This window comes from Pseudomonas sp. AF32 (assembly GCF_022342325.2).
GTDB classification, from domain to species: domain Bacteria; phylum Pseudomonadota; class Gammaproteobacteria; order Pseudomonadales; family Pseudomonadaceae; genus Aquipseudomonas; species Aquipseudomonas uvaldensis.
The window spans coordinates 1-21,853 of record NZ_RQJK02000021.1; the positions used below are offsets into that span (position 1 = coordinate 1).

General features: G+C 61.9%; 23 protein-coding genes. 7 read left to right on the forward strand and 16 right to left on the reverse strand.

All coding sequences use genetic code 11. From position 1 onward, the window contains the following. The 4 genes from tnpB to EGM97_RS19205 all read right to left on the reverse strand — a co-directional run. Nucleotides 1-104 (reverse strand): IS66 family insertion sequence element accessory protein TnpB (tnpB, locus tag EGM97_RS19190; RefSeq protein ID WP_477788838.1); only part of this gene is annotated, 104 nt, incomplete at its 3' end. Nucleotides 105-157: 53 nt separating this feature from the next. Next, complete coding sequence (locus EGM97_RS19195) at nt 158-457, reverse strand: hypothetical protein (protein WP_238964426.1); 300 nt, start codon at nt 455-457, stop codon at nt 158-160. Between the two features lie 102 nt (nt 458-559). Beyond that, a complete protein-coding gene (locus EGM97_RS19200; RefSeq protein ID WP_238964427.1) occupies nt 560-1,483 on the reverse strand; it encodes an Abi family protein in 924 nt (307 codons plus the stop codon). Nucleotides 1,484-1,688: 205 nt separating this feature from the next. Beyond that, nucleotides 1,689-1,982 carry a DUF3077 domain-containing protein gene (locus EGM97_RS19205; protein WP_238964428.1) on the reverse strand — a complete coding sequence of 98 codons (294 nt, stop codon included), beginning with the start codon at nt 1,980-1,982 and terminating at the stop codon, nt 1,689-1,691. Nucleotides 1,983-2,508: 526 nt separating this feature from the next. Here EGM97_RS19205 and EGM97_RS19210 point away from each other — a divergent pair. From EGM97_RS19210 to EGM97_RS19220, 3 genes are all read left to right on the forward strand, one after another. Next, nucleotides 2,509-2,745: a DUF6124 family protein gene (locus tag EGM97_RS19210; RefSeq protein WP_238964429.1), complete on the forward strand. Its 237-nt coding sequence runs from the start codon at nt 2,509-2,511 to the stop codon at nt 2,743-2,745. Nucleotides 2,746-3,360: 615 nt separating this feature from the next. Next, a complete protein-coding gene (locus EGM97_RS19215; RefSeq protein ID WP_238964430.1) occupies nt 3,361-5,400 on the forward strand; it encodes an oxidoreductase in 2,040 nt (679 codons plus the stop codon). A gap of 130 nt (nt 5,401-5,530) precedes the next feature. Further along, a complete protein-coding gene (locus EGM97_RS19220) occupies nt 5,531-6,439 on the forward strand; it encodes a 1-aminocyclopropane-1-carboxylate deaminase/D-cysteine desulfhydrase (protein WP_238964431.1) in 909 nt (302 codons plus the stop codon). Between the two features lie 7 nt (nt 6,440-6,446). Here EGM97_RS19220 and EGM97_RS19225 read toward each other — a convergent pair whose 3' ends face one another. Next, on the reverse strand, nt 6,447-6,995 hold the full coding sequence (locus EGM97_RS19225) for a cytochrome b (RefSeq protein WP_238964432.1): 549 nt from the start codon (nt 6,993-6,995) through the stop codon (nt 6,447-6,449). Between the two features lie 147 nt (nt 6,996-7,142). After that, nucleotides 7,143-8,549: a type VI secretion system Vgr family protein gene (locus EGM97_RS19230; RefSeq protein ID WP_238964433.1), complete on the reverse strand. Its 1,407-nt coding sequence runs from the start codon at nt 8,547-8,549 to the stop codon at nt 7,143-7,145. A gap of 218 nt (nt 8,550-8,767) precedes the next feature. Here EGM97_RS19230 and EGM97_RS19235 point away from each other — a divergent pair, with 218 nt between their 5' ends. Next, entirely contained in the window at nt 8,768-9,472 is a 705-nt protein-coding gene (locus tag EGM97_RS19235; protein ID WP_053154671.1) for a YebC/PmpR family DNA-binding transcriptional regulator, read from the forward strand. Nucleotides 9,473-9,646: 174 nt separating this feature from the next. Here EGM97_RS19235 and EGM97_RS19240 read toward each other — a convergent pair whose 3' ends face one another. The 8 genes from EGM97_RS19240 to EGM97_RS19275 form a co-directional block, all read right to left on the reverse strand. Beyond that, nucleotides 9,647-10,981, reverse strand: coding sequence for a leucine-rich repeat-containing protein kinase family protein (locus EGM97_RS19240; RefSeq protein ID WP_238964434.1), 1,335 nt, complete (start codon nt 10,979-10,981; stop codon nt 9,647-9,649). 98 nt (nt 10,982-11,079) lie between these two features. After that, nucleotides 11,080-12,126: an ABC transporter substrate-binding protein gene (locus EGM97_RS19245; RefSeq protein ID WP_238964435.1), complete on the reverse strand. Its 1,047-nt coding sequence runs from the start codon at nt 12,124-12,126 to the stop codon at nt 11,080-11,082. An 18-nt stretch (nt 12,127-12,144) separates the two neighbouring features. Then, a complete protein-coding gene (locus EGM97_RS19250) occupies nt 12,145-13,260 on the reverse strand; it encodes an NAD(P)/FAD-dependent oxidoreductase (RefSeq protein ID WP_238964436.1) in 1,116 nt (371 codons plus the stop codon). Further along, nucleotides 13,257-14,612, reverse strand: coding sequence for an FAD/NAD(P)-dependent oxidoreductase (locus EGM97_RS19255; protein ID WP_238964437.1), 1,356 nt, complete (start codon nt 14,610-14,612; stop codon nt 13,257-13,259). The genes EGM97_RS19250 and EGM97_RS19255 overlap by 4 nt, the downstream gene beginning before the upstream one ends. Next, the gene (locus EGM97_RS19260) at nt 14,609-14,899 is read right to left on the reverse strand and encodes a (2Fe-2S)-binding protein (RefSeq protein WP_238964438.1); all 291 of its coding nucleotides are present in this window, start codon (nt 14,897-14,899) and stop codon (nt 14,609-14,611) included. The genes EGM97_RS19255 and EGM97_RS19260 overlap by 4 nt, the downstream gene beginning before the upstream one ends. Nucleotides 14,900-14,906: 7 nt before the next feature. Beyond that, nucleotides 14,907-15,701, reverse strand: a complete 795-nt coding sequence (locus EGM97_RS19265) for an ABC transporter permease (RefSeq protein WP_053154653.1) — start codon at nt 15,699-15,701, stop codon at nt 14,907-14,909. A gap of 6 nt (nt 15,702-15,707) precedes the next feature. Continuing rightward, complete coding sequence (locus EGM97_RS19270; protein WP_238964439.1) at nt 15,708-16,577, reverse strand: ABC transporter permease; 870 nt, start codon at nt 16,575-16,577, stop codon at nt 15,708-15,710. Beyond that, entirely contained in the window at nt 16,574-17,599 is a 1,026-nt protein-coding gene (locus EGM97_RS19275) for an ABC transporter ATP-binding protein (protein WP_238964440.1), read from the reverse strand. The genes EGM97_RS19270 and EGM97_RS19275 overlap by 4 nt, the downstream gene beginning before the upstream one ends. Nucleotides 17,600-17,843: 244 nt before the next feature. Here EGM97_RS19275 and EGM97_RS19280 point away from each other — a divergent pair, with 244 nt between their 5' ends. Continuing rightward, the gene (locus EGM97_RS19280) at nt 17,844-18,680 is read left to right on the forward strand and encodes an IclR family transcriptional regulator (protein WP_238964441.1); all 837 of its coding nucleotides are present in this window, start codon (nt 17,844-17,846) and stop codon (nt 18,678-18,680) included. A 129-nt stretch (nt 18,681-18,809) separates the two neighbouring features. Here EGM97_RS19280 and EGM97_RS19285 read toward each other — a convergent pair whose 3' ends face one another. Together EGM97_RS19285 and EGM97_RS19290 are read right to left on the reverse strand one after the other, a co-directional pair. Then, on the reverse strand, nt 18,810-19,562 hold the full coding sequence (locus EGM97_RS19285) for an anti-sigma factor family protein (RefSeq protein WP_238964442.1): 753 nt from the start codon (nt 19,560-19,562) through the stop codon (nt 18,810-18,812). Further along, on the reverse strand, nt 19,559-20,065 hold the full coding sequence (locus EGM97_RS19290) for a sigma-70 family RNA polymerase sigma factor (RefSeq protein WP_238964443.1): 507 nt from the start codon (nt 20,063-20,065) through the stop codon (nt 19,559-19,561). Before EGM97_RS19290 ends, EGM97_RS19285 begins: the two co-directional genes overlap by 4 nt. Before the next feature lie 164 nt (nt 20,066-20,229). On the opposite strand from EGM97_RS19290, the gene EGM97_RS19295 reads away from it, so the two are divergent. Beyond that, on the forward strand, nt 20,230-21,312 hold the full coding sequence (locus EGM97_RS19295; protein ID WP_238964444.1) for a catalase family peroxidase: 1,083 nt from the start codon (nt 20,230-20,232) through the stop codon (nt 21,310-21,312). After that, complete coding sequence (locus EGM97_RS19300) at nt 21,309-21,851, forward strand: cytochrome b (RefSeq protein ID WP_238964445.1); 543 nt, start codon at nt 21,309-21,311, stop codon at nt 21,849-21,851. The genes EGM97_RS19295 and EGM97_RS19300 overlap by 4 nt, the downstream gene beginning before the upstream one ends. Nucleotides 21,852-21,853: the final 2 nt, after the last annotated feature.

The following is a 21,853-nucleotide window of genomic DNA, read 5'->3' on the forward strand; positions in this document are numbered from 1 at the left end:
CCGACTACCAGTGCCTGTAGCTGCTCAGGATTGAGTTCCATCTGGTCACCATGACGATTGCTCGGCCAGGAAAACTTCCCTTGATGCAGACGACGTGCCGCCAACCAAATGTACTGGGCACCGTATTGGCGAACGCAGATGCCGGCGATGTAGATCGTCAGCGGTGAGCAACATCGCAGAGTGCGTCAGCCACCGGCTTTGAGAGGATCTGCTTACCGTTCTTCCAGTTGATCATCACTTGAAGCCCGCTCGGGTCGATGTTGATCACTGCTGCGTGGTTGGTGTTGACCAGGGCGCGCATGCTGCGCTCTAACTGGACTCGCCGGTTGCATGGTTTGCGCTTACTCAAACTGACCGCGACGGAAGCTGGATCCGCGGAAATGAGCGTGAGCAAATTTTTCAGGCACTGCTGCCGTACATGCAAATCTATGATCGGCAGTTGCTCATCGAGCGACATAGTCGCTACCTGTAATCACCCGCGCAGGTGTCAGCCTGCGCTTTTCCCTAAGCCCCCAAGCACAGTCGGTTCCAAACAACCGTCCTCACGGCATAAGGATGGTCATATCCCGAACAGCCCCCGAGGGAACCCGGTTTCATCAGAAAAGCCCAACGCCGCCAAGGGGCAGCCAGGTAAGGTGGGTTTAGCGTCGATAACGTCGGCCACCTGATGGATCCATTTCGAGTTGACGCCGATGTTTTTGATCAGATACCAGAGTACCGCGATCAGACCATAAAGACGGCTCGTCGCATTCGAGTCCAGGCCGAGCCTCTGAAAGTAGGGGTCGTTTGGCACGGTGGGTACAGGATTGGCTGAAACCTGGTTCCAGATGCGGCTATGGTGCGCACACCGGTTGCGCAGGGTGCTGATCTCCTGGAGCCATTCTTTAAGAATTCTTGCATTAGTGAGACCGAACCGTTTGCAGATTCTGTTCCGATGGCTGTCTTTGAGTATCTCGTAGTACTTCGATGCTATTCCAAAGTCCCATGCTTCGACGATCACCCAAAAGGGCATTGCTTTACGCTGCTGTCGATGCCACTCGATGCTATCCTCGCGGCTACGAGCTATTTGCTCTTCTTGACGCTTTGACCAGTCGTTCCAAATGTTGCGTGACTTACCCTGTTTGGTCGTGAAGGTCCTGGTTTGCGAAGGATTGATGTAGCGGATGTCCTGATAGGCCAGTGGGTCGTGATAACCCACCTCGTGAGCAATTGTCGAGCGTAAGTGCACCTCAACGCGCTCAATGGCATCAAGCATCAGTTGGCGCAATTTTTTGTCGAACAGATAGAGTTCAATAACGGAATCGAAATGAGTGCCAGGGATAAACGCGTTTTGACGTCGTGGTTTTTTACCTGTGCCGCATAGCACCACGTCGCCCTTGGCATTACGAAGAAATTCACGGCACGGATACCAGAATCCGCTCAAGCGGTAGTAGCCAATCTGACTGAGTTTACGTTCGGCGCGCGGTACGTCGAGGATCTGCATACCACGGCTGGTGAGCAGAGCGCATAGATCTCTGTAGGATCGAAACGGCTTTGGCGGAGCTAATGGCTGCGACATCCTTTGTCCAGAAAAAAGAAGGCCCAAACATAATGCTGGACTGAGCCAGCACCAGAGGTTCGGGCGCTATTGGGTTAATTATCTGCGCTCATCACCGCGCAGTCAACGCGGCGTGTGTTCCTGTAGACCGTCATGGTTTCACCCCATACAGGTCCAGCCCGGGTTTGGGCGTAACGGCCATTACCACGTCATCAATGACCGCCTTGCCCATCACCGTGAAATAATGCGCAGCCCAGGCGTGTCGGTCGGTATTGCGTATGAACGCTGCGTCTTCGGCAAACGCCTTCGCCAGAAATAGCAGGTCTGACGCCATTGCCAGTGCCTCGTAGACGGGTACGCCAGCGCTGACATGAAACAGCGGATGACCTGAGCAAGAGACGAAGGGCGTCAGGCCGATGGTCTTTTCTTCCGTGTGTTCAGTCATTGATCACCTCCAATGATGGAGGTGCAGTGAGATTCAGATTCTGAATCGAGGGGATCGGAGGACGAGAATCTGTATGGGGTGACTGTTCGCATTGTCTAGCTCCTTGACCGTTAGGAACTGCCACTTCTCGTTACCAAGCGAATGGGTGGCAGCTGCGCGCAGGTTGGTAAACCGGGAGTCAAGGAAACCGGCACGCCCGAGAGCGTCCCACGCACAGCCGCCATAACAATGTTGCAGGCGTAACGAACTCGCCATTGAGAATGGCGCTGTTGCGTAACTCATCGGGTTACCAATCCCGGTCGCTGAATTTGCAGCGACCTGAAGAAAATATCCCGGTGAAGAGCTGGCCATCAAGGGAGCTACGATTAAAAAAACACCGTAAAAGGCACCTCCTACGCAACTATTGGAGTTTGCCTACAACCCCGGAAAAGGTCATCCATTTTATCCGGCGGGTCGAGTCCTCCAGCCATACACACCCAGTAACCCCGAGCCCTAGTCCCGAGGCTACGTCACCTCCGATCGGGCGATGGATTTCTATCTGAAACCGAAAGGAACCGACGCCAAAACCGACCGGCCACCGGGCCAGCTCTTCACCGTCATCGACGGCATCGACACTGAAAGTCTGCTCGCCAACCTCAGCGAAAGCCTCGCCTCGGTCAACGCAATGATGCAGTGTCCTTTTACCCACTGCACACGTCACCCACGACGGGCTATCTTCACGGCATGCGGCTCATCGAACTCAACGACTGCACCCGCAGAATAAGCTCATCCATGTTGCCCACGAGCGTTGAACCGCTACGCGCTACAAGCTCGTCTGACCTGCGTGCAGTAGCTGTAGTGGTCAAAATAATCAGAACCCGCTTCGGCGGGTTTTTTAATGTTTGGAGAAAACTCATGTCCGGTAAGTCACTTGACACCCCAGCGCTGACTTTGGCTGCAAAGATCGGGGCTCTCACTGGGGCACTTTACAAGGAGAGTCGGGACGCAAAAAAGCGAAGCGAAGAAAGTTGGAAAGCCTTTCAATAGTCTGGCAAAAAGTGTCGGTACAGCAATTGGCAGCATTCCAGCTGTTCTACGGCGCTGGTTGTACACTCGGCGAGCGTGGCCAAAGAGATCGCAAACCAGTCCGCCCTGGCGGGGTTGAAGGCCGCCCCGCAACGCCGATGTTCGCGATTTGCAAACCTTCACACTCGTCTCTGCGCACGGCCCCTCGCTCCCACCGCGAGACTGGTAGAAAAGCCCTGCACATTTGGATCATTAACTTGTCAGTTATGGTCATTGAGCGGTCGCCCCCGGCCTTTTAGGCTGTTGGGCATGACTGACGGAGGCCGCAGAGCTTTCGCATTTTTTCCGTGATTTGCTCGTTGTGGAGTGACCAATGACCGCCTCTCATTACCCGCACCTGCTGGCCCCGTTGGATCTGGGTTTCACCACGCTGCGCAACCGCACCCTGATGGGGTCGATGCACACGGGCCTTGAGGAGAAGCCTGGCGGCTTCGAGCGCATGGCGGCGTATTTTGCCGAGCGTGCCCGGGGCGGCGTGGGGCTGATGGTCACCGGCGGGATTGCGCCGAACGACGAGGGCGGGGTCTATTCCGGCGCAGCCAAGCTGACCACGGAGGAAGAGGCGCTCAAGCACAACATCGTGACCCGGGCCGTGCACGAGGCCGGAGGCAAGATCTGCATGCAGATCCTCCATGCCGGACGTTATGCCTACAGCCCCAGGCAGGTGGCGCCAAGCGCGATCCAGGCGCCGATCAACCCGTTCAAGCCCAAGGAGCTGGACGAAGCGGGCATCGAGAAGCAGATCAGCGACTTCGTCACTTGTTCGGTATTGGCCCGCCAGGCGGAATACGACGGTGTCGAGATCATGGGCTCGGAAGGTTATTTCATTAACCAGTTCCTCGCGGCCCACACCAACCATCGCACCGACCGTTGGGGCGGCAGCTATGAAAACCGCATGCGCCTGCCCGTGGAGATCGTGCGCCGGGTGCGCGAAGCGGTTGGTCCGGATTTCATCATTATCTTTCGCTTGTCGATGCTGGATCTGGTGGAAGGCGGCAGTACCTGGGAAGAGATCGTCCAATTGGCCAAGGCCATCGAGCAGGCCGGGGCGACGATCATCAACACCGGTATCGGCTGGCATGAAGCAAGGATCCCGACCATCGCCACCAAGGTTCCGCGTGCAGCGTTCAGCAAGGTCACGGCCAAGCTGCGCGGCTCGGTGAGCATTCCGCTGATCACCACCAACCGCATCAATACGCCGGAAGTCGCCGAGCGGATCCTGGCCGAAGGTGACGCCGACATGGTGTCCATGGCTCGGCCGTTCCTGGCGGACCCGGAGTTCGTCAACAAGGCAGCCGCCGGGCGGGCAGATGAGATCAATACCTGCATCGGCTGCAACCAGGCCTGCCTCGACCATACCTTCGGCGGCAAGCTGACCAGTTGCCTGGTGAACCCACGGGCGTGTCATGAAACCGAGCTCAACTACCTGCCGGTGACCCAGGTGAAGAAAATCGCCGTGGTCGGTGCCGGCCCGGCCGGGCTGTCTGCCGCGACCGTGGCGGCCGAGCGCGGTCATCAGGTGACGCTGTTCGATTCGGCCAGTGAGATCGGTGGGCAGTTCAATATCGCCAAGCGGGTGCCGGGCAAGGAAGAGTTCTACGAGACGTTGCGCTACTTTAACCGCAAACTGCAGACCACCAACGTCGAAGTGTGCCTCAACACCCGTGTGGATGTGGCGCAACTGGTGGCAGGGGGTTACGACGAGATCATTCTCGCCACCGGTATCGCGCCACGGGTTCCGGCGATTCCGGGGGTGGAACATGCCAAGGTCCTGAGCTATCTGGACGTGATCCTGGAGCGCAAGCCGGTGGGCCGCACTGTTGCGGTGATCGGGGCGGGCGGTATCGGCTTTGACGTGTCGGAGTTCCTGGTTCACCAGGGCGTTGCCACCAGTCAGGATCGCGAAGCCTTCTGGAAAGAGTGGGGGATCGACACCCGACTGGAGGCGCGTGGCGGTGTGGCCGGGGTCAAGGCCGAGCCCCATGCGCCGGCGCGTCAGGTATTTCTGTTGCAGCGCAAGACTTCCAAGGTCGGTGATGGGCTGGGCAAGACCACTGGCTGGATTCACCGCACGGGGCTGAAGAACAAACAGGTGCAGATGCTCAACAGCGTTCAGTACCTGAAGATCGACGACGAAGGCCTGCATGTCCGCATCGGCGAAACCGGCGAGCCGCAGGTATTGGCGGTGGACAACATCGTGATCTGCGCCGGCCAGGATCCGCTGCGTGAACTCCAGGAAGGCCTGGAAGCGGCGGGCCAGACCGTCCACCTTATTGGCGGCGCCGACGTAGCGGCGGAGCTGGATGCCAAGCGGGCGATCAACCAGGGTTCGCGGTTGGCGGCGCAGTTGTAAGGTCAGACTTTTCACCGATTCTTGTGGGAGCGGGCGAGCCCGTTCCCACAAATGCAGTTGGGGGCCTGGATCCTGCGGTCACCGCGACCAAACTGATAAGATGCGGCTTCTTCCCGCAAGGCTTGTCGCAATGCTCCTTCCTGCCCTCGACTGGCACCCGCAACCCAAACTCGAACCGCTTCCTCTGGACTGGCTCAGCCGTGCTGGTGTCGAGGTTGCGGTGTTGCGCCTGGACCGGATCGATCCGCTGATCAGCGGCAACAAATGGTTCAAGTTGCGCCATCATCTGCGTATCGCGCATGAGGCTGGAGCCGGCGGGCTCATGAGCCTGGGCGGTGCTTATTCCAATCATCTGCATGCCCTGGCTGCGGCGGGCAAGCGTTTCGGGTTCCCAACGGTCGGGCTGTTGCGAGGACATCCTCGGGAGACGCCGACCGTACTCGACCTGCAAGCATTCGGCATGACCCTGCACTGGTTGGGTTACGGTGGATACAGAGAGCGGCACGCTGCGGATTTCTGGCGACCCTGGCAGGTGCGCTATCCGCATTTGCATCCAGTGCCCGAGGGTGGTTCGGGGTTACCCGGCGCGCAAGGTTGCATGGCCTGGGTGGCCAGCGCCCGTGCACAGCTGGCGGCCTTGGGATGGGCGGATTATCACGGCTGGTGGTTGCCCTGCGGCACGGGAACGTCGTTAGCGGGGTTGGTGCTGGCGGAAGCGGGGGAGCGACCGGTCCATGGCGTACTCGCGGTGCCCGAGGATCACGGTGTGGCGTCGCAGGTCGCAAGCATCCTGCGGGAAGCCGGCCTTGCCAATCCGCGTTATAACCTGCTCGACGGCAGTCGTGACGGGTTCGCCCGGATCGACGCCGAGCTCAGCGCTTTCATCAGGGCGACCGATACCATCGAGTTGGAGCCGCTGTACACCGGCAAGGCGCTGATGATGCTCAAGGCGCGGGTCGAAGCCGGGCAGTTCGCACCCGGCACCCGCCTGATTTTCGTCCATACCGGCGGCATGCAAGGCCGCCGGGGATTCGAGTGACGGGCTGTCAGCCGCGTTTGGGCATCATGCGCAGCAGCGTGTTATCGCGCACCACGTAGTGGTGATACAACCCCGCCAGGGCATGCAGGCCGATCAGCCAATAGCCGAGGGTGCCACCCAGTACGTGCCAGCTCTCGAGCCGCTTGGCGAAATCCTTGTCCTGGTCGACGAGCAATGGCAGGTCGAATCCATAGAACATCACTTGATGCCCTTCAGCGCTGGTGATAAGCCAACCCAGCAGTGGCATGGCGATCATGAACAGGTACAGCGCCCAGTGCATCAGGCGCGCCAGAACGGTCTGCCAGGCAGGCGATGCCGGAAATATCGCCGGTGCCTTGCCTATGCTGCGGGCGAACAGGCGTAGCCAGACCAGCAGGAACACCGTCAGGCCCAGCATGAAATGCGCTTCCTTGATCAGCGTTCGACCGCCACTGCCCTTGGGAAAAATTCCGCGTAATTCGATGCAGGCATAAACCACCGCCAGCAGCACCAGCATCAGCCAGTGCAGGGCGACCGTGACGGTACTGTATCGGCTCTCGGAGCTTTTCCAGGGCATTGCAATATCTCCAACTGTCAGGGTAGAGCACCGTCTTGAGCGGCGTTGTATCTACTGTAAGCCCGTTTCGCTGGGTTTGCTTGTGCCAGATCAGGTTTGCCGGCTCGGCGCAGGTGGGATCCTGAGCGAGCCAGCCCCTTCGTCGTGTCAGGCTGTGGTGTCGGGAGGGTTCAAGAGCCAGTCGAACAGTAGCCTTGCGTCCCGGTTGCCTGGCGCGGGTTTACGTGGCGCGACGACTTGGCCACTGCCGGTGTCGATGGCGCCAGGACATAGCACTGGCCGGTCGGGGTCGCCATCGAGGAAGCTCACCAGCACTTCGCTGCCGGCTATCAGGGGACTGTTGCCATTGGACATCGGACGCGACACGGGCAGGGCGACGCCTTCCTGGTCCGGGCTCCACAGGCTGACCTGGATCCGCCCACGCTCGTCGGGCGTGGCTGGCTGGCTCGGCGCGCCGAGTACGTAGGCAATGTGATAACCGGGAACGCAGGGCTTGGGGTGGTCCAGGGCAGGCCTGAACACCGTAGACCAGGGAATGGCCGAGAAACGGCTTCGGTAGTCCCGAACCGGCGGTGAGAACGATGGATTCGCCTCGAGAATGGATGGTTGCTGCCCGCGATGCTCGACCTCGGTAACAAGCCATTGATCGTTGAAGGTGGAAATCGCGTGCCCTGTGATTTGCACAACCTGACCGCTGCGCAGGACGGGCAGGGCTGTGTGGCCGCGGACTTCCCGTTGTCGGCAGCGCAACCGCTCCAGGTTCCGGCGCCCGACCTGGCGGGCATGAGCCTGCGCTGGATTGCCCCGCGCTGGCTCGCGATCGGCATCGTTGAAGGCATGATTCGCCGCGCTGGCGGTGGCGTGGGTCGTTGCCCGGTCGCTGAAGCGGGGAGGCAGGAAGGGCGTTGAGTGCTGGTAATGCTGGTAGAGCCGCTCGATCGCCGGTTGGCGGTTGGCGTCGGCACGCAGGGAAAGTTCGCCCGGTCGCGTGGGAAAGCTTTTCGGATCCTCTGCGAATACCAAGACATGACCGTAAGGCGTCTGTTCGAAGTGGTAATGAATGCCTTCTTCCTCGCACAGCCGTTGCAGCAACTCCAGGTCGCTTTCCTCGTACTGGATGCAGAACGGACGACACGGGTAATGCCCATGAGGCAATTCGAAGCGGTAACTGTGGGTGGGTAGTGCGTGGTCTTCCAGCAGGCATTGGAGGATCTGGACGACACTGAGCCGCTGGAAAACCCGTCGTTGCGGGCCCTGTTCCAGCAGCTGCAGAAAAGGAACCAGTGTCAGGCGATAGCCGATACGGTGCGGGGCATGGGCGCTGAGGCTGACGTCGTACACGATTCCGTGCACACCCGTCGTGCGGTCCATGCACAGGAATGCCGGTTGCCCCAGTAATGCGTCGGGGCTGATGGGGGGCGCCAGGCCGATCAGTTCGAGGTCGAAGCGATACGGCTGGTTGAGCGCTTCCCGACCGCTGAACCGCAGCACTTGCAGGCGCAAGTCGCTTTGCGTGAGCGTCAGGCTGAAGGGGCTTTCCATGTCATTGCGCATTGCAGTGCTTACTTGAGAAGAGAAAGCCACGAGAGTACGAAACCATTGGGCAAAACGGGTGAGGCGAGTCGCTATTTCAGAAACCCCCTACAACGCGTTGCGAAAATGTCGATTTTCCAGGGTGCATTTTTTGGTCGATCAGTCGGTTTAGGCCGTATAAACTTGCGCCACAGCGTCGGCCAGCAGATGTCTCGGCGCGTCAGACAAGAGAGTGAGTAATGGGCGCACAGTGGAAGGTTAAACACAAAGAAGCGGCTGCCAACGCCAAGGGCAAGATCTTCGGCAAACTGGTGAAGGAAATCAGCATTGCCGCACGAAACGGCGCTGATGTTGCCACCAACGCGCACCTGCGGCTGGTAGTCGAGCAGGCCAAGAAGGCTTCCATGCCCCGCGAGACCCTGGAGCGTGCCATCAAGAAAGGCTCCGGACAGCTCGGCGAAACCGTGCAATACCACCGCGTCACCTACGAAGGTTTCGCGCCTCACCAGGTGCCGCTGATCGTCGAGTGCGTGACCGACAACATCAACCGCACCGTGGCCGAGATCCGCGTTGCGTTCCGCAAGGGCCAGTTGGGCGCTTCGGGTTCGGTGTCGTGGGACTTCAACCATGTGGGCATGATCGAGGCCACGCCGGACAGCCCTGACGCCGATCCGGAAATGGCCGCCATCGAAGCGGGCGCCCAGGATTTCGAGCCGGGCGAAGAGGGCGCGACCCTGTTCATTACCGATCCTACCGATCTCGACGCCGTGCAGAAGGCCCTGCCGGAGCAGGGCTTCACGGTGCTGTCCGCCAAGCTGGGCTACCAGCCGAAGAACCCGGTCAGCGGTCTGTCCGACGAGCAGATGGCTGAAGTCGAAGCGTTCCTGGAAGGTCTCGACAACCACGATGACGTGCAGGATATGTTCGTCGGGTTGGCCGGTTAAAACAAAAGTCAGTTCCTGTGTTCCTGGAACACACTCCCCCTGTGGCGAGGGGATTTATCCCCGCTGGGGCGCGAAGCGGCCCTGAACCCCGACTTGTGGTGCGTCAGGCGGTTTGCATGGGGCTGCTTCGCAGCCCAACGGGGATAAATCCCCTCGCCACCAGGATGGGTGAGCTCAGTGGGTATGGGAGTGACCAATATGCTTGAGTTCGCTTAGCAAGCCCTCAATCTCATCGAACCCCGGCCGAGCCAGCACTTGCGGCTGACAGCAGCGCGCCTGCAACTCCCTCAGCGTTCCAGGCTCCACAAAACCGGGTTCGACGCGCTCCAGCAATTCCCCCAGCAGAATTCCATACGCCCGTACTTCGATACGTTGCAGTGCCCTGGTCTGTACGCTGTCCGAAGTGGTATGGAATGACGCTGCGCCGAAATCCCCCAGCAGGCAATCGCCCTGGTCATTGAACAGAATGTTGTGTCCGTACAGATCACCATGGGTGATGCCTTGGCGATGCAGATGCGCCGCCACCGAGGCGATGCCGTGGGCGATGCGCAACGCTACGGGCAGACCCAGGCGCAGTTCATCGGCATACACGTCACGGGTGCAGGATTCCAGGCTCGGCAGTCCGGCCAGGTTGCGATAACGGGGTTCGACCAGCGCCATGACCAGCCCGGCCTGCTCCTCGGGATGCCCGACGATCTGGCCCAACACCTCGATCAGGTTCGGATGCCGGCCCGCCGTGATGCAGGCATGCATTTCATGCAGCGGTGAGCCATCACTGGTCATCTCGCCCTTGTAGAGCTTCACCGCAACGTTCCGGGCCGCCTGGCCCGGGGGCTGCCATTGCGCCTGATGAATCACCCCCGAGGCGCCTTCGCCCAGCCGTTGCTGCATCGTCAACTGTGACCAATCGATGGGCGTCGTGCTGTTCGGTGCGGCGGCTTCGGCCTGGGTTTCCAGCGGGTTCCCGGCGTAGGCCAGCCAACTGAGGCTGGGCAGGTCAAGCAGCCATTGCGGCAGTTCGGTCAGTCGATTGGCGGCGATGCGCAGCAGCTCAAGTCGGTGGCATTGGGCCAGGCTCTCCGGCAATTGCTGCAGGCGGTTGCCGGCCAGCATCAGTTTTTGCAGATAAGGGCGATGACCCAGTTCGTCCGGTAGCTGGCTGATGCGATTGTCCGTGAGGATCAGCCAGCGCAGCAGCGGCGGCAGGGCCGCGCCCGTCACCCGTTCGATGCGGTTGGCCTTGAAGCCGACCATGGTCAAGGCGGCGCAGCGCCCCAGGCATTCGGGCAGTTCGGTGAAACGGTTGTCCGAGCAGAACAGGATGCGTAGCCGGCTCAACCGATACAGGTCGTCGGGTAGCGTATCGAGCTGATTGCCACTGAGGTCGAGGATTTCGAGGGAGTCCGCCAGATCGAAGATTTCCCGAGGGAACTGCGTCAGGCCGCAGGCCAGTTTCAACCGGGTAGTGCCCGATAATTGGCCGGCGCGAAGTGCGTCTAGGGTGTCCATGGTGGGGGTCACTGTCATCAAGTGAAGTCTGATGCCAGCTAGTTTGTTACAAAACCCTGTGGCGAGGTGATAATTCCCTCGCCACAGGGCTAACCCGGTTAGCGCTCGATACTGCGGTTCCACCGTGCGTTCCATGCCGGGCGCTGTTCATTGACCTGGTCCCAGTCCACGGCAATCGCTGTGGTGAGGTATTGCTTCATCGCTTCGACCTGGCCACGGGTCTTGTCGGTGGTCGGGGTGTTGGGGTTGGATGGGATCTGGTCGCCTTCTTCCAGGGCAATGGCCTGGGCCTCTGGGGTCAACAGGAACGCGGCGAGTTTCTGCGCCAGTTCAGGCTCGGTGTTGCGGGCGATGGCGCATTCGGCAACGTTGAGCACCACGGCGCCTTCCTTCGGTTGCGCGTACTCCACCGGCATGCCCTTGAGTTTCAGCGCGGTGACCTGGGTCGGTGTCAGCGGAAACAACGCCGCTTCGTCGGTTTGCAGCATTTCCGAGATCTTCGCCGAGCTGGGGATGTATTCCAGCACGTTGCGTCCGACGGTGTCCGGCCAGGCCTTGAAGCCCGGTTCGACGTTGGTCTCGTTGCCCCCCTGGATCCGGTTGAACATCAGGAAGCCATGCAGGCCGAATGTGGACGAGGCCATCGACTGGAACACCAGTTTGTCCTTGAAGCGCGGGTCGGCCATGTCCATCCACGAGGTGGGTGCGCTCCAGCCTTTTTCCTTGAACAGCCGCGTGTTGTAGGCCAGTCCGGTCACGCCGAGGCTGACCGCGACGGCCTCGTCCTTGATGCGACCCTTGGCCGGAATCTGCGCCAGAGTCGGGTTGTCCTGAAGCTTGTCGCACAGCCCCATGGCGATGGCGCGGTACATGATGCCGTCATCCAGGAACATGACGTGCATCTGCGGGTTGTCCTTGCTGGCCTGGACTTTGGCCAGGATGTCGGCGGAGGTGCCGGGCACGATCACCACTTTTACGTTGTTGGCTTTCTCGAAGGCCGGCAAAACCTTGTCGGCGTAGAGCCGCTCCATGGTCCCACCGTTCATGCCCAGGTAAAGCGTCGGCTCGGCGTGTGCCTGGCCGATGCCGAGCAAGACGCTCAAGCAGGAAAAACCCAGAAGTGCAGTGCGTTTGACGTTATTCATTGGCGCGACCTTCCTCTATCAAGCAACGGAGATGGAGTGAAACCGGGTGATGGAAAACGCATCCAGCGGCGTGTTCGAGGCGCCGCAGCAGATGATTTCGGTGAGTGCCTGGCCCACCGCAGGGCCGATCTGGAAGCCGGCGCCGGCGAAGCCGAACGCGTGCAACAGACCGGGTTGGGTGCCGCTGTGGCCGATCACCGGCTGGCGATCAGGCAGGTAGCCTTCGGTGCCGCTCCAGGTACGAATCGCCTGGGCGCCCTCCAGAAATGGATAGAGCTCGACCGCCTGGCGCAGAATCTCGAGCACGGCGTTCTGGCCGGGACGGGCGCGTGCTTCGTCCAGCGCGAAACCCTGGCCGCCCCCCAGCACGCAATTGCCGCGAGCGACCTGGCGGGAGTAGATTCCGCCGCCTTCCACGCCGGTACTGGCATCCATCACCAATGGCAGCGGTTCGGTGACCAGCATGGCCGGGTGGCCGGCATACAGCGGCACGGTTTCGCCGAATTGCGCGGCAAAATGGCTGGCCCAGGCGCCGGCGCAATTCAGCAGCCAGGGCGCGCGAAACGTCAGGCCGGTTTCGGTACGCACGACAAAGCGCTGACCATCGTGTTCAACGGTGCTCACGGGGCATTGTTCGTGGACCTGGGCACCGTGCCTGCGAGCGGCCTGAGCGAATGCCGGGGACACCAGGCGTGGGTTGGCGTGGCCGTCATCCGGGCACAGCGAAGCCCCCACCGCGACGGCGCCCACCCAGGGGAAACGGGTGTGCAGCTCGTCGTGATCCAGTAGTTGCAGGTCGAGGCCGAAGCCCTGGCTGCTGGCGGCATAGTCCTGCAGCGCTCGCAGGTCATCGGCGCTGCGGGCCAGTTTCAGATGACCGCTGCGCTGATATTCGCCGTCGATGCCGATCAGTTGTGGCAACTGGCTCCAGATTTCATGGGCCCGCTGCGACAGTGGCAGTTGAGACAAGGGCCGTCCCTGGCGCCGCACGCCGCCATAGTTCACGCCGCTGGAGTGAGAGCCGCAGAAATCCCGCTCCAACAGCGCTACCCGGCGCCCGGCCTTGCTCAGGAATAACGCCGCTGAAGCACCGACAATGCCGCCGCCGATGATCACCACGTCCACTTCGATCATGGCTCGACCTCCAGGCCAAAGGGCAGGGGCTTGACCGGTGCCTGGGCTCGCAAGCGACCGATCCCGCAGACCGGGCGTGCGCTTTCGCGGGCAATGATTTCCGCGGCTGCTGCGCCGCACATTCTGCCCTGGCAACGCCCCATGCCGACCCGGCAATGGGCCTTGACCCGGTTGATCTCCCAATGGCCTTCGTTCACCACCCGGCGGATGTCGCCGACGCTGACTTCTTCGCAGCGGCAGATCACCAGATCGTCAGTGGTGTCGCCGGCCCAATGTTTCGGAAAGGTGAAGGCCTGCTCCAGGCCCTGGCGGAAACGACCGATGCGTTGCAGGGAGCGCTCAAGCTGAGCGCAACGTTCGGGGTCGACGCGGTATCCGAGGTCTGCGAGCAAGGCCAGGGCGGCCCGCTCGCCGGCCTTTTCCGCTGCATCGGCGCCCATGATCCCGGCGCCGTCGCCCGCCAGGTAGACGCCGGGCACACTGCTGCGACCGGCGGCGTCCCGCCGGGGCAGCCAGGCCCGGTTGAGGGGCTGCCAGGTGAATTCGCAGCCCAGCAGGTCGGCCAGTTGGGTTTCGCTGCGCAAACCATGGGCGAAGGCCACCGCATCGCAATCGAGAAAGTGCTCGCCTTTCGCGTTGCGCCATTTCAGCCCATGCACCCGGCGCTCGCCTTCGATCCGCGACAGGTTCGCGCCTTGATGCACGGCGATGCCGCGAGCGGCCAGCCAGCCTCGGTAGTAGAGGCCCTTGGCGAGCGTGGCCGGTTGCGCCAGCAGGCCGGGCAGTGCGCGGACCTGGGCACTCAGCGGGGCACTGTCGAGCACCGCGACCACATCGGCGCCGGCCTTGGCATATTGATACGCCACCAGATACATCAGGGGGCCGCTGCCGGCGAAAACCACTCGTTCGCCGATGGCGCAGCCCTGGTACTTCAGGGCAATCTGCGCCGCGCCCAGGCTGTACACCCCCGGCAAAGTCCAACCCGGCACAGGCAGGATCCGGTCGGTGGCGCCCGTCGCGACGATGACTGCGGCGTACTCGAGCCGGGCGGCACGCCCCTGATGCAAGGTATCCAGCAAGCCAGCCTCGGCATTCCACACCAGGGTGTCGGGACGGTAGTCGAGTTGTCCGCGCAGTGCATCGGCGGTCTGGTGGAGGGCAGTGGCCTTGTGCGCTTCGAAGCCATACAGGCGGGTCGGTGAGCGTTTGAAGTTGGCCGGTTGGCGCCGATAGATCTGCCCACCGGCGCGGGCGGCTTCATCCAGTAGCACGGGAAACACGCCGTGGGCGACCAGGGTCTCGGCAGCACGGATCCCGGCCGGGCCGGCACCGATGATGGCGATCGGTTTCATACCTGCCGCCCCGGCTCGCGAGTGATCTGCTGCCCGGCTTCCAGGAAGGTCGAGCAGGCGCGTACGCGGCGGCCGTCGCCCAGGCGGACCCAGCAATCCTGGCACGCGCCCATCAGGCAGAAACCGGCCCGGGGTTCGGCGCTGAAATCGCTGCCGCGCAGGTGTTCCTCGCAGGTCAGCACCGCGGTCAGCAAGGTGTCCCCCAGCAGGCCGGTAACCGGTGTGCCGTCGAGGGTAAAGTCGAGCACCGGGCGGTCGCCTTCGGCCAGTCGTTTCAGCAGAGCCATGGCGCCCTCATTGTTTGCCTACCAGGACCCGATCCAGGCCATAGACCCGGTCGAGCAGAATCATGGTCAGCGCCGTCAGGGCAATGACCAGCGCCGACACCGCGGCCATCATCGGATCGATGGATTCGGTGGCGTAGACGTACATGCGCACCGGCAGGGTCTGCGTGGCCGGTGACGTGACAAAGATCGACAGCGTGACTTCATCGAAGCTGTTGATGAACGCCAGCAGCCAGCCCCCGGCTACCCCCGGCAGGATCATCGGCAGGGTGATCTGCCGGAACAGCGTGAAGCGCCCGGCTCCCAGCGATTGCGCGGCCTGTTCGGCGCTGCGGTCCAGGCCGATGGCCGAAGCCAGCACCAGGCGCAGCACGTAGGGTGTAATGACCAGCACATGGGCGAAGATCAGCCAGGTGAAGTTGCCGTTGACGCCCATCAGCGCGAACAGCCGCAACAACGCCACGCCCAGCACCAGGTGAGGGATGATGATCGGCGAGAGGAACAGGCCGTTGAAGAAATCCCGACCCGGGAATTCGAGGCGCGTGATGGCCAGCGCCGCCGGCACCGCGATCAACGTCGCCAGCGAGGCCGCGCAGAACGCCAGGGCCAGGCTGTTGTAGAACGCATCGACGAAGTCCGCGCGCTCGAACACGGCACGGAACCAGCGCAGGGAGAAATCCGTGGTCGGCAGACTCAGGGTGTTTTCCGGCGTGAAGGCGACGAGGCAGACCACCACCAGCGGCGCCAGCATGAACACCACCACCAGGGCATGGAACAACAGGGCGAACGGACCGTTCCTGGACATCATCAATTACCCCAGTGACTTCTTGTAGCGGCCTTCGATCATGCGGTTCCACGACAGCATGATCAGCAGATTGAGCAGCAGCAACGCGATGGCAATGGCCGCGCCCATGGGCCAGTTGAGTTCCGACAGGTACTGGTCGTAGATCAGCGTGGCGACCATTTTCAGGCGACGTCCGCCCAGCAGGCCGGGGATGGCGAAGGAGCTGGCGGCCAGGCCGAACACGATCAGGGTGCCGGACAGCACGCCGGGCATGATCTGCGGCAACACGACCTTGCGGATCACCGTGAACTGACTGGCACCGAGGGACAGCGCGGCCTGTTCGGCGGCCGGGTCGAGTTTTTGCAACGAGGTCCAGACCGGAATGATCATGAACGGCAGCATCACATGGACCAGGGCGATGACCACCGCGAACGACGTGTAGAGCAGCTTCATCGGCGCGCCGCCAAAGGCCTGCAGGGTTTGGTTGACCAGACCGTCTGCACCCAGTAACAGGCTCCAGCCGAAGGCGCGCACCACCACTGAAATCAGCAGCGGGGTCAGGATCAGGATCAGGAAAATCGAGCGCCACGGTGCCCCCATGCGACTGAGGATGTAGGCCTCGGGCACGCCGATCAGCACGCACAGCAACGTGGTCAGGGCGCTGATCCAGAAGGTGCGCAGAAAGATCTCGTAGAAATACGGATCGCCCAACAGGCTGATGTAGTGATCGAAGGTGTAGGCGCCGCTGTCGATGCCCGAGCCATAGTCGAAGACGTTGAACGACAGCACCAGCGTCAGGCCCAGCGGGATGACCAGCAAGCCCAGGTAAAGCGCCAGGGCCGGTGCGGACATCAGGTAGCCTGGGCGGCCCCGGCGCAGTTTATCCAGCCATTTCATGCCGGTACCTCGTCCACGCTCAGCACCCGCAGCAGGGCCGGGTCCCAGTCCAGGCCTACAGCCGTGCCTTCGGTCAGGGGGGCGGAGCCGTCGTTGCGGCGTACGACACAGAGCTCGCCCAGATCGGTGGACACGCCGTACAGCCACTGGCTGCCGAGGAAGAAACGGCTGACGAGGGTGCCTTGCAGGCGCCCGGTACCGGCGGGGCACAGGTCGATTTTTTCCGGCCGCAGACTCAGGGTCAGGTCGCCCGTGCCTGGGCTGCAAGCCTGGACGACGCCCGCGCTGTCACGTTCGCCCGGCAGCAGGTTGGCTTTGCCGACGAAGCCGGAGATGAACTCCGTGCGGGGGTGTTCGTAGAGGGTGTATGGCGCGTCGATCTGGGTGATGCGCCCGGCCTGCATCACCACGACCCGGTCACTGATGGACAACGCTTCGGACTGGTCGTGGGTGACCATCAACGTGGTAATGCCAACTTCCCGCTGGATGCGGCGGATTTCGAATTGCATCTCTTCGCGCAGGTTGGCGTCCAGATTGGACAGCGGTTCGTCGAGCAACAACACCGGTGGCTCGATCACCAACGCCCGGGCCAGTGCCACACGTTGGCGCTGGCCGCCGGAGAGTTCCCGTGGGTAGCGCTCGGCGTGCCGGTCCAGGCGCACCAGTTTCAACACCCGATCCACCCGAGGTTGCAGCTCGGCGTTGGGCACTTTGCGCATGCGCAGGCCGAAGGCCACATTGTCCCGGACGGACATATGGGGAAACAGCGCGTAGCTCTGGAACACCACGCCCAGGCCGCGACTGGCAGGCTTGGCGTGGGTGATGTCCCGGCCATCGAGCAGGATGCGACCGCTGCTGACTTCGACGAAGCCGGCGATCATTTGCAGGGTGGTGGTTTTGCCGCAGCCGGAAGGGCCCAGCAGCGAGACGAATTCGCCTTTTTCCACCGAAAGGTTGGTGGCGACCACGGCGTCGATGTCGCCGTAGCGTTTGCTCAAGTCTTGAAGTTGCACGAAAGCCATGACGCGCTCCACCTGAGATTGTTATGCGTCGCCAGCCGGCGCGCTTTTTTGTATGGGCAGATACGAAAGGATGTTGCGGGGTGCGTTGGCGCTCGACCTCGGGTCGGCTGCCGCTGTTGTTCGAATCGCCCCTGTATGGACGCAGAGTAGGACGAAGACTAGGATGGGCTCAATGGACTATTTCACTGAAGCGATGATTATTTTCAGTTTTATTCGGTGAGCAAATTTTTATACGAGAAAGTTGATGAAAGATTCCATTGATCGGAATGATGATAAGGGCGAAGTGGGCGTCGGTGCGGTATCCAGGCTGTTTGCCGTGTTGCGCACCCTGGGGGACACCGCCGAGGGCGGCGAGCGGGTAACGCAACTGGCCCAGCGCATCGGTCTTTCCCAGCCGACCACCCATCGTATGTTGCGCAGTTTGATGGACGAGGGCATGGTCGAGCAGGATGCGCGCAGCAAGCGTTATCGCCTGAGCCTGGACTTCTTCGCCCTGGCCGCCCGCGCCGGCAACACCGGTAACCTGCGCGAACTGGCGCGGCCGGCCATGTTGCGGCTGTCGGCCTCACTCGGGGACTCGTTGTTCCTGCTGGCCCGCAGTGGTTTTGATGCGATCTGCCTGGACCGTAGCGAAGGGCCTTTCCCGATCCGCACCTTCACCGGTGACATTGGTGGCCGGGTGGCGTTGGGTGTGGGCCAGGGCAGCCTGGCGATCCTGGCGTTCCTGCCGGAAGAAGAGCGCGACACCGTCATTACCTACAACCTGCCGCGGCTCAAGGATTTTCATCTGTACGACGAGGTCTTCCTGCGTTCGGAAGTCGAGAACGTCCGCACCCTGGGTTACGCCGGACGCAATACGGGCGTGTTGCAGGGGATGGCGGGAGTGGCCGTGCCGATCCTCGACCGCGAAGGCCGGGCCGTAGCGGCCTTGAGCGTGGCCACGATCAGCGATCGGCTGGGGCCGGATCGCCTGCCGACCGTGGTGGAAATGCTCAAGCGCGAGGCGAACCTGATCGGGCCACGGATCAACCCGTTCGATCCGGTGTTGCGCCGGCCGTCGCAGGTGTTCGGGCAGGGGTGAGTACATCAAACATCCGCAGATCCCTTGTGGGAGCGGGCTTGCTCGCGAATGCGGTGGTGAAGTCAACATTGATGTTGAATGTCAGGTCGCTTTCGCGAGCAAGCCCGCTCCCACAGGCATCTGTGGTGGTCAGAAGTTCAGTGTCTGCCTGAGCTTCTGCGCCGCCGGCAGGTCGCTGGGAATGACCATCGCATAGTTGTAGCCCGGTCCGGACCAGTACTCGGCCTGCAACTCGCCGTCGCGACGACTGCCCCGGGGCAGCAGGAAATTCCTGGGGCCCGGAGGTCGTACATAAAAGCTGATCTTCTGGCCGCTCGGGTCCTGATAGACCACCATGGCCGCCGCCCCTTGCTCGGTGCTGAGCAACCGTCCACTGACCGGTTTGAAACCCGCGCCCGACAAATCCGGCAGCCGATTGATCTGGTTGAAGTAGCGGTCGAGCCAATCCTGCATGCTGTGTTCATCGCCGGTCTGGTAGTCGGCCGGCAGGATGCCTTGCTGGGCAAATAGACGGTAGGCCTGCATGGCATCCGCCATGGGAGCCGCAGCGCTGAGAAGCGTCATTTCCCGGGCATGCCAGCCACCGAGCCCGCCCACGCTGACGGCCAGCAACAAGACAGCCGCACTGGCCAGATAACGGCGGGCACGGTGCTTCAGGCGCAGGCGAATCATGGCTGGATCGAGGTCCGGATTCGCCGGTTGCTGCAGGGCTCCGCTCAAGGCTGTGCGCAAGCGCTGCGCATCCTGCTGCCAGGCCCGGACCTTGGCGGCGACTTCGGGGTGATTGGCGAGGTACGTGTCCACCAGGTGCTGGTCGGCTTCGCTCAGTTGTCGATCGATGTAGGCGTGCAGGTCGTTTTCGCTGGGGGGCATGCTGATCATTTGAGTATCCGCAGGGCAGGGCGGGTGATTTCGCCTTCGCTGAGTTGGCGCAAGGCTTGGCGGGCGCGGGACAGGCGCGACATCACGGTGCCGGTCGGCACGTCGAGAATGTCCGCGACTTGCTGGTAGCTCAAGCCTTCCACCGACACCCACAGCAGCAGGGCGCGTTGCTCGGTGGTGAGCTGATCGAACGCCTGGAGCGACGATTGGGCGATCACGCTGCGCTCGGCCGAAGGCTGGGTGTCGTCGCGACCGGTGAAAAACTCCAGCATGCGCGCATAACGCCGGGAGCGGCGATGAGCGTCGAGGAATTGCCGATAAAGAATGGAAAACAACCAGGCGCGCAAATCGCCCTCGGGACGTTTGTCCTTCCATTTCGACAGCGCTCGTTCCAGGCAAGTCTGCACCAGGTCGTCGGCGTTGCTGGGGTTATGCGTCAGCGACACGGCAAAGCGCCGTAGCCGGGGGATGAGCACGCGCAACTGGTCATCGAGTTCGTTCATGGGAGGCTTCTGTGAGGCAGTCAGTGCACCGAGACTGGAGAGACGACCCGCGAACAAGATTATTCCAGAGCAGGAAAAATAAATACGAGGCGTGGGAATAAACCTGTCGTGCCTTCGTCTGACGGGTCCTTTCCTTAAATGGCCTTGGGCCTTGGAGCTTCGTCATGGTTGACCCTTCCGCTTCACCGAGCCGGCCGCCGTTGAGCCCCGCAGCCCTGGCGCTGCGCCTGAGCGGCATTGCCGTCATTGTGGCCGCGCTGGGCGGGGCGTTTGCCTACGTCAACGGCTCTCTTGACCCCCAGCGACTGACGCCCAATGCGCTGGTCAATGTGCTGGAAAAGAACAACGGTGTTCACCCCGGCTTTCGACGCAACCATTCAAAAGGGGTCTGCGTTGCCGGTTATTTCGAAAGCAGCGGTGAGGCACGAGCCTATTCCCGCGCCCAGGTGTTCACGGAGTCGCGCACGCCGGTAGTCGGGCGTTTCGCCTTGCCCAGTGGGAATCCTTACGCACCGGACGGCAGCGTGCCGATCCGCAGTCTTGCGCTGCGTTTCACCCAGGCCAACGGCCAACAATGGCGTACCGGCATGAACAGCATGCCGGTGTTCCCGGTGGGTACGCCTGAGGCGTTTTACCAGTTCCAACAGGCTCAGTTGCCCGACCCGGCCACGGGTAAACCCAATCCGGCGGCGGTGCCGGCTTTTTTTGCCGCGCATCCGGAAGCCATGCCGTTCCTGCAATGGATCAAGACGGCCAGGCCGTCGGCCAGTTATGCCACTGAAACCTATAACGGTATCAACGCGTTTTATCTGGTCAATCAGGCAGGGCAACGCCAGGCGGTGCGCTGGGGCGTGGTGCCCTTGAGCCAGGATGCGGCGGATGCAACGCCACCCCAGGGGGCCGACTTCCTCGAACAGGATCTGGCCAAGCGCCTCGCTGCCGGACCGTTGCGCTGGCGGTTGAACATCACTTTGGCCAACCCAGGGGATCCAGTAAACGACGCCAGCAAGGTTTGGCCCGCCGATCGCAAGGTGCTCAATGCCGGCACGCTGGTACTGGAACGCACCCAGGCGCAGGACAACGGTGAATGCCGCGACATCAACTACGACCCGCTGATCCTGCCCAGCGGTATCGAAGGTTCCGAAGACCCGCTGCTGGTCGCACGGTCCGCCGCCTATGCCAGTTCCTACTTGCGGCGTACCAGTGAAGTGAACCCATTGCCCGCCAACCAGGAGTCCCGCCCATGAACGCCCCCCATCACTTCGCGCCGCTGGCCCGGTTGCTCCACTGGCTGATGGCCCTGATGATCATCGCCATGCTGTTCATTGGCGCGGGCATGGTGGCTTCGGTGTCCGAGCGTCATGAGTGGCTGCTGCAACTGCACAAGCCTTTGGGTGTGGCGATCCTGCTGTTGGTGATCGTGCGCCTGGTGGTGCGGTTCACGACTCGGCAGCCGCCGCTTCCAGCCGATCTGCCGGGCTGGCAGGCGTTGGCGGCCAAAGCGTCGCATGTCCTGCTGTACGCCTTGATGCTGGTGTTGCCGTTGTTGGGTTGGGGAATGATTTCAGCGGCCGGGGACCCGGTGATGCTCAGCGACTCGCTGCAACTGCCTTCGATTCTACCGGCGGACGCACCGACCTTCGCGCTGCTGCGCAAGGCCCACGGTTACCTGGCGTATCTGCTGTTCCTGACCGTGCTGGTGCATCTGACGGCGGCGCTGTTTCACGGTTGGGTAAGACGGGATGAGGTGTTGGACAGTATGTTGCGGGGTAGAGATCGGACTTGAGA

What these genes read in the sequence shown, in the direction of transcription:
- EGM97_RS19290 (WP_238964443.1), bottom strand. Translation starts at nt 20,065, where the DNA reads ATGAACGAACTCGATGACCAGTTGCGCGTGCTCATCCCCCGGCTACGG.
- EGM97_RS19265 (WP_053154653.1), bottom strand. Translation starts at nt 15,701, where the DNA reads ATGTCCAGGAACGGTCCGTTCGCCCTGTTGTTCCATGCCCTGGTGGTG.
- EGM97_RS19245 (WP_238964435.1), bottom strand. Translation starts at nt 12,126, where the DNA reads ATGAATAACGTCAAACGCACTGCACTTCTGGGTTTTTCCTGCTTGAGC.
- EGM97_RS19300 (WP_238964445.1), top strand. Translation starts at nt 21,309, where the DNA reads ATGAACGCCCCCCATCACTTCGCGCCGCTGGCCCGGTTGCTCCACTGG.
- EGM97_RS19205 (WP_238964428.1), bottom strand. Translation starts at nt 1,982, where the DNA reads ATGACTGAACACACGGAAGAAAAGACCATCGGCCTGACGCCCTTCGTC.
- EGM97_RS19195 (WP_238964426.1), bottom strand. Translation starts at nt 457, where the DNA reads ATGTCGCTCGATGAGCAACTGCCGATCATAGATTTGCATGTACGGCAG.
- EGM97_RS19270 (WP_238964439.1), bottom strand. Translation starts at nt 16,577, where the DNA reads ATGAAATGGCTGGATAAACTGCGCCGGGGCCGCCCAGGCTACCTGATG.
- EGM97_RS19210 (WP_238964429.1), top strand. Translation starts at nt 2,509, where the DNA reads ATGGATTTCTATCTGAAACCGAAAGGAACCGACGCCAAAACCGACCGG.
- EGM97_RS19220 (WP_238964431.1), top strand. Translation starts at nt 5,531, where the DNA reads ATGCTCCTTCCTGCCCTCGACTGGCACCCGCAACCCAAACTCGAACCG.
- EGM97_RS19215 (WP_238964430.1), top strand. Translation starts at nt 3,361, where the DNA reads ATGACCGCCTCTCATTACCCGCACCTGCTGGCCCCGTTGGATCTGGGT.
- EGM97_RS19240 (WP_238964434.1), bottom strand. Translation starts at nt 10,981, where the DNA reads ATGGACACCCTAGACGCACTTCGCGCCGGCCAATTATCGGGCACTACC.
- EGM97_RS19235 (WP_053154671.1), top strand. Translation starts at nt 8,768, where the DNA reads ATGGGCGCACAGTGGAAGGTTAAACACAAAGAAGCGGCTGCCAACGCC.
- EGM97_RS19260 (WP_238964438.1), bottom strand. Translation starts at nt 14,899, where the DNA reads ATGGCTCTGCTGAAACGACTGGCCGAAGGCGACCGCCCGGTGCTCGAC.
- EGM97_RS19230 (WP_238964433.1), bottom strand. Translation starts at nt 8,549, where the DNA reads ATGCGCAATGACATGGAAAGCCCCTTCAGCCTGACGCTCACGCAAAGC.
- EGM97_RS19250 (WP_238964436.1), bottom strand. Translation starts at nt 13,260, where the DNA reads ATGATCGAAGTGGACGTGGTGATCATCGGCGGCGGCATTGTCGGTGCT.
- EGM97_RS19225 (WP_238964432.1), bottom strand. Translation starts at nt 6,995, where the DNA reads ATGCCCTGGAAAAGCTCCGAGAGCCGATACAGTACCGTCACGGTCGCC.
- EGM97_RS19280 (WP_238964441.1), top strand. Translation starts at nt 17,844, where the DNA reads ATGAAAGATTCCATTGATCGGAATGATGATAAGGGCGAAGTGGGCGTC.
- EGM97_RS19275 (WP_238964440.1), bottom strand. Translation starts at nt 17,599, where the DNA reads ATGGCTTTCGTGCAACTTCAAGACTTGAGCAAACGCTACGGCGACATC.
- EGM97_RS19285 (WP_238964442.1), bottom strand. Translation starts at nt 19,562, where the DNA reads ATGATCAGCATGCCCCCCAGCGAAAACGACCTGCACGCCTACATCGAT.
- EGM97_RS19295 (WP_238964444.1), top strand. Translation starts at nt 20,230, where the DNA reads ATGGTTGACCCTTCCGCTTCACCGAGCCGGCCGCCGTTGAGCCCCGCA.
- EGM97_RS19255 (WP_238964437.1), bottom strand. Translation starts at nt 14,612, where the DNA reads ATGAAACCGATCGCCATCATCGGTGCCGGCCCGGCCGGGATCCGTGCT.
- EGM97_RS19200 (WP_238964427.1), bottom strand. Translation starts at nt 1,483, where the DNA reads ATGCAGATCCTCGACGTACCGCGCGCCGAACGTAAACTCAGTCAGATT.